Origin of the sequence: Aquisalimonas sp. (assembly GCF_007120195.1) — a bacterium.
GTDB lineage: Bacteria > Pseudomonadota > Gammaproteobacteria > Nitrococcales > Aquisalimonadaceae > Aquisalimonas.
In genome coordinates this window covers 1-5,368 of the sequence record NZ_SKOG01000099.1, presented here as the reverse complement: position 1 = coordinate 5,368, position 5,368 = coordinate 1, and the positions used below count along the sequence as shown (strand labels likewise).

The 5,368-nt window shown below is 65.1% G+C and carries 5 protein-coding genes; all 5 read right to left on the bottom strand.

Annotated elements, in window-relative coordinates:
• Positions 1–180 precede the first annotated feature (180 nt).
• Positions 181–1,710, bottom strand: coding sequence for an apolipoprotein N-acyltransferase (lnt, locus tag QZT63_RS07765; RefSeq protein WP_290650042.1), 1,530 nt, complete (start codon positions 1,708–1,710; stop codon positions 181–183).
• 34 nt (positions 1,711–1,744) lie between these two features.
• Positions 1,745–2,629 carry a transporter associated domain-containing protein gene (locus QZT63_RS07760; RefSeq protein ID WP_290650040.1) on the bottom strand — a complete coding sequence of 295 codons (885 nt, stop codon included), beginning with the start codon at positions 2,627–2,629 and terminating at the stop codon, positions 1,745–1,747.
• Between the two features lie 96 nt (positions 2,630–2,725).
• Positions 2,726–3,187, bottom strand: coding sequence for an rRNA maturation RNase YbeY (gene ybeY / locus QZT63_RS07755; protein ID WP_290650039.1), 462 nt, complete (start codon positions 3,185–3,187; stop codon positions 2,726–2,728).
• On the bottom strand, positions 3,184–4,179 hold the full coding sequence (locus tag QZT63_RS07750) for a PhoH family protein (protein WP_290650037.1): 996 nt from the start codon (positions 4,177–4,179) through the stop codon (positions 3,184–3,186). The genes ybeY and QZT63_RS07750 overlap by 4 nt, the downstream gene beginning before the upstream one ends.
• 16 nt (positions 4,180–4,195) lie before the next feature.
• A partial coding sequence (gene miaB / locus QZT63_RS07745; RefSeq protein WP_290650035.1) for a tRNA (N6-isopentenyl adenosine(37)-C2)-methylthiotransferase MiaB occupies positions 4,196–5,368 on the bottom strand: 1,173 nt, incomplete at its 5' end.

Below are 5,368 nucleotides of genomic sequence, written 5' to 3'. Positions count from 1 at the left end.
GGTCACGGACCGTCCGCGGCCAGGACGGCCGCGGCCGAGCGCCCAGGGATGGGTTCACAGCGTGTCCGGGACCGAAGACCCCGCCCCGGCGCCCCGGATCCCTGTGTCAGGCGCATCTACAGATGCCGACGTCAAACTACCGGCGCTGCCAAGGCGCACGGCGTACGGCGGAACCGGCTGTCAATGGCGCCCGGGTCGTCCCGCGTGCTCCCGCCACCGACGCCCTGCGAACGCCAGCAACACGAGCACCGAGGCTCCGACCACTGGCCAATCGAGCCAGTGCAGATAAGGCGTGCTGCCGGAGCGGGGCTGGAACGTCGCTTCCAGGGCGGCGGGCTGGAACTGCGGGGCACGAGCGGTAATGCGGCCGCGCTCGTCCACGGCCACCGAAATGCCTGTGTTGGTACTGCGCAGCAGGGGGCGCTGGAACTCGATGGCGCGCATCCGCGCCTTCTGCAGGTGCTGGTGCGGGCCGATGGTGGTGCCAAACCAGGCATCGTTACTCACGTTGACGAGGTACGTCGCCTCCGGCAACGACGCCGCCACGACCCGCGCAAAGGTAATTTCGTAGCAGATGGTGATTGCAGCGCTGTGCCCGGCGGCTTGCAAGGGCTCGGGCGAACGCCCCGGGGAGAAGTCGCCCAGCGGGGCGCCGAAGACGTCCAGCAGCGGGCCGAGATGCTCCCGCAGCGGCACGTACTCGCCGAAGGGCACCAGGTGGCGCTTATGATAGAAGTCAATGGTACCCCCGAGCGCCATGACGCTGTTGTAGACAGCCCCGGAGTCCTGGTCGAGCGTCGGCAGCCCCAGCAAGACGTCCGTCTCGTGGTCGATCGCCTCCTCGGCGAGCGGCGCCAGATACTCACGGCTTGCCTGGTGCAGGTACATGGGTACGGCAGTCTCGGGCCAGATGACCACGTCCTTGTCCCAGTGCTCGGCCGTGAGGTTGTGGTAGCGACTCATGGTCAGGTCGCGGTAGTCCGGGTCCCACTTCTTGTCCTGGGGAATATTTCCCTGCACCAGCGCCGCCCCGAGCGGCTCGCCGGCGGGTTGGGTCCATTCCACCTGCCGCAGGCCGAGCCCTGTGGCGAACACCACCACGAACACCACTGCCACCGGCATCGCACGCAGCTGCGTGGGCTGCCGGGCCACCCAGGCCAGAGCCCCCGCACCGGCTGCCACCAACAGGCTAATCCCCAAACTCCCGATGACCGGCGCGAACCCGTTCAGCCAGGTATCCGTCTGGCTATAGCCCACCTGCAGCCAGGTCGTCCCGGTCAGCAGCCAGCTACGAACCCACTCCACCAGCACCCAGGCGAACGGCATGACAACCATGAGCGCCAATGCCTCATGTCCGGGCCGCAGCCGTTGCCAGACCCAAACCGTGAACAAAGAAATCAGGCCGAACAGCAGCGCCAGCACCGCACAGAAGGCAATCGCCGCCCACAGCCCGCCGCCATAAAACATGACGCTGTGGTAAATCCAGAACCCGCCAGCGGAGAACCAGCCGACACCCCAGGCGTAGGCGACCCACCACCATCGGTGCTGCGCAGTGGCAAGGAGATAGAAGAGCACTGCCAGCGACACGAACGCCATCGGCCACCAGCCGACGGGTTCGTAAGCCAGGGGTGAGAGCGCGCCGGCGACGAGCGCAACAAGAACCTGCGGCCAGCCGTGGCGGGCGCTTCGCGGTGTAGCGGGATCGGCCATGAGCGCGTGATTCCTATTCCGCCGCGGGCGCAGCTCAGCTACTGGCGGTCTGGCGGGGGTTCTGGCCGGCGGCGGACGTCGGTTCGGGCTGAACCATCAGCAGGTGAATCCTGCGATTGTCGGCGCGGACCACCTCGAAACGATGCCCCTCCAGGCTGACGGTCTCGCCGCGCCCGGGCACATGGCCAAACGCGTGGGCGACGTAACCACCAATGGTGTCGAACTCCTCGGCGCGCAGATGGGTGCCGAAGTGCTCATTGAAGTCCTCCACGGGTGTCAGCGCCTTGACCACACTGCTGCCCTCACGGTGACTGAGGATGTAGGTGTCGTCGCTGACGTCGTGTTCGTCGTCGATCTCGCCGACGATCTGCTCCAGTACGTCCTCGATGGTCACCATACCGCCGACACCACCGTATTCGTCCACAACCACGGCCAAGTGGTTCCGACTGGAGCGAAACTCCTTCAGCATCACATCGAGACGCTTGCTCTCCGGCACGAACAGCGCCGGCCGCATCACCTCGCGCATATCGAAGCGGTTGCGAGTCTCCGCAGAGGAGAACTGCAGGAGGTCCTTGGCAATCAGAATACCGATGACGTCATCGCGATTCTCGCCGATCACCGGAAAACGGGAGTGCCCCGATTCGATCACCGGCGCCAGCAGCTCCTGCGGTTGGGCATCACGCCGGACCACCACCATCTGCGACCGAGGGATCATGATGCTGCGCACCTGCATCTCGGAGACGTGCAGCACCCCCTCGATCATGGCCAGCTGGTCGGCATCCAACAGCCCGCGCCGCTGCGCATCCCGCAGGAGATCCACGAGGCTGCCCCGATCACGCGGCTCACCGGAAATCGCCTGACCGATGCGTTCGAGCCAGGTTCTGTGCTCGTTGCTGCTGCTTCGGTCTTCGTTACCCATCGGCGCCGACGCCATACCCAGAGGGCTCGGACGGCGAACGCGCCATTAGCACGCCCGGCAGTTCATCGCTCGCCCCTCGACAGTGGCCTGCAACCATTAAATGGCCCCATCCCGATACGGGTCAGGAACACCCAGCCCAGCCAGGATATCCTGCTCCAGCGCTTCCATAACAGCGGCCTCCGCCTCCTTCATATGATCGTAGCCCAACAAATGCAACGTGCCGTGAATGACCAGATGCGCCCAGTGATCCCGAAGCGGTTTGCCCTGCTCCTGGGCCTCGCGCTCCACCACCTCGGCACAGATCACCAGATCCCCGAGCGCCGGGGTGTCACCAAAAACCGGCGGCGCCTCGAACGCAAACGAGAGGACATTGGTGGGATAATCACGCCCGCAATAGTCGCGGTTGAGGGCGCGGGCCTCCTCCGCGCCAGTCACGCGGACCACCAGTTCGGCCTCGTCCCGGCGCCCGGCAAGGGCTGCCTCCACCCAGCCACGCACGGCGGACTCCTCTGGCACATCGTGGCCTTCCACGGCCACCTGAACCTCCACGTGGATCATGCCCCTGTGTTGCGCTCTCGCGCTTCGCTGATCCGGTCGTAGGCCTGGACGATCCGCTGCACCAGCGGATGCCTGACCACGTCTGAGGCATTAAAGAACGTGAAACTCACACCCTCCACACCCCGGAGCACCTCCACAGCGTCGCGCAGGCCCGATGCCGTACCCCGGGGCAGATCCACCTGGGTGACATCACCGGTGACCACCGCTGTGGAGCCAAAGCCGATGCGCGTGAGGAACATCTTCATTTGTTCCACGGTGGTGTTCTGCGCCTCGTCCAGGATGATGAAAGACTGATTGAGGGTGCGCCCACGCATGTAGGCCAGCGGCGCGATCTCGATGACGTTGCGTTCGATGAGCTTGGCCACCCGGTCAAAGCCGAGCATCTCGAACAGGGCGTCGTAAAGCGGCCGCAGGTACGGGTCCACCTTCTGCGCCAGATCCCCGGGCAGGAACCCGAGCCGCTCACCGGCTTCCACGGCCGGGCGCACCAGCACCAGACGCCGCACCTCGTCGCGCTCCAGCGCTTGCACGGCCGCGGCGACGGCCAGGTAGGTCTTGCCCGTGCCGGCAGGGCCAACGCCGAGGTTAAGGTCATGGTCGAGGATATTGCGCAGGTAAAGCTGCTGGTTCGGACCGCGGCCACGAACCTCCGCCTTGCGGGTGCGAATCACCACCTCGTCCCCACGCGCTCTGTCGTAGCCCTCGCGCTCACGCTCCTCGACAGCGGCGTGCTGCAGGAACAGGTGCACGTTCTCCGGCGACAGCTCTTCTTTGGCGGAGGCCTGGTAGAGGTCCTTGAGCAGGCTCACCGCGGCGCTAACAGCGGCCTGATCGCCGATGACACGGAAGCGATGGGCACGATTGCTGATTTCCACCCCCAACCGACGCTCCACCTGGCGCAGGTTCTCGTCGAACTGGCCACAAAGATTGGCGAGTCGATCGTTGTCGGCGGGCTCGAGCGTAAAGTCCAGGGCGTCGGGTTGTGCTTTCAAGTTCCCCTCTGAATCCTCAAGCGGTGGCGAGAGAGGTCGACTCATCATCATGGAAACCGACCATGCGGCCGCGCAGCGAGTTGGGCAAGGCTTCCGTGATTCGCACCTGCACGAACCGCCCGACAAGCCGCGGATGCCCGGGAAAGTTCACGACCCTGTTGTTCTCCGTACGCCCGGCAAGTTCGTCGCCGTTGCGCTTGGAGCGACCGTGCACCAGCACCGTCTGGACGGTGCCCACCATGCCCTGAGCAATAGAGCGCGCGTGCGCCTCGATCGCGGCTTGAAGCCGATGCAGGCGCCGTTTCTTGACCTGCTGCGGCGTGCTGTCAGACAGTGACGCGGCGGGCGTGCCTGGCCGCGCGCTGTAGATGAAGCTGAATGAGCTGTCGAAGCCGATCTCCTCCACCAGCGCCATGGTCTCTTCGAACGCGTCCTCGTCCTCGCCCGGGAAGCCGATAATGAAATCCGAGGACAGGCTTATATTGGGGCGGATCTCGCGCAGCCGCCGGATCTTCTCCTTGAACGCGTCGATGGTGTGATTGCGCTTCATGAGCTTGAGCACGAAGTCGGAACCGCTCTGCACCGGCAGGTGCAGGTGATCCACCAGCTCGGGCACCTCGGCATAGGCCTCGATCAGGCTGTCACTGAACTCCATGGGGTGCGAGGTGGTATAGCGGATGCGGTCGATACCGTCGATGGCAGCCACATAGTGAATAAGCAGCGCCAGATCGGCCTCGGTGCCCCCCGGCATCCGGGCCCGGTAGGCATTCACGTTCTGGCCCAGCAGAGTGACCTCGCGCACGCCCTGATCGGCGAGATCCACCACTTCGGTGATGACGTCGTCGAACGGGCGACTGATCTCCTCGCCCCGGGTGTACGGCACGACGCAGAAACTGCAGTATTTACTGCAGCCTTCCATGATGGACACAAACGCCGTCGGCCCCTCGGCGCGGGGCTCGGGCAGACGATCAAACTTCTCGATTTCCGGAAAAGAGACGTCCACCTGGGGCCGGCGTTCCTGCCGCGCCCGATCCACCATTTCCGGCAGCCGGTGGAGTGTCTGCGGGCCGAAGACCAGGTCCACAAAAGGTGCGCGCCGTTGCAGCGCCTCACCTTCCTGGGACGCCACACAACCGCCAACGCCAATCATGACCTGCGGGTTGCTTTCCTTCAGGTGCTTCCAGTGGCC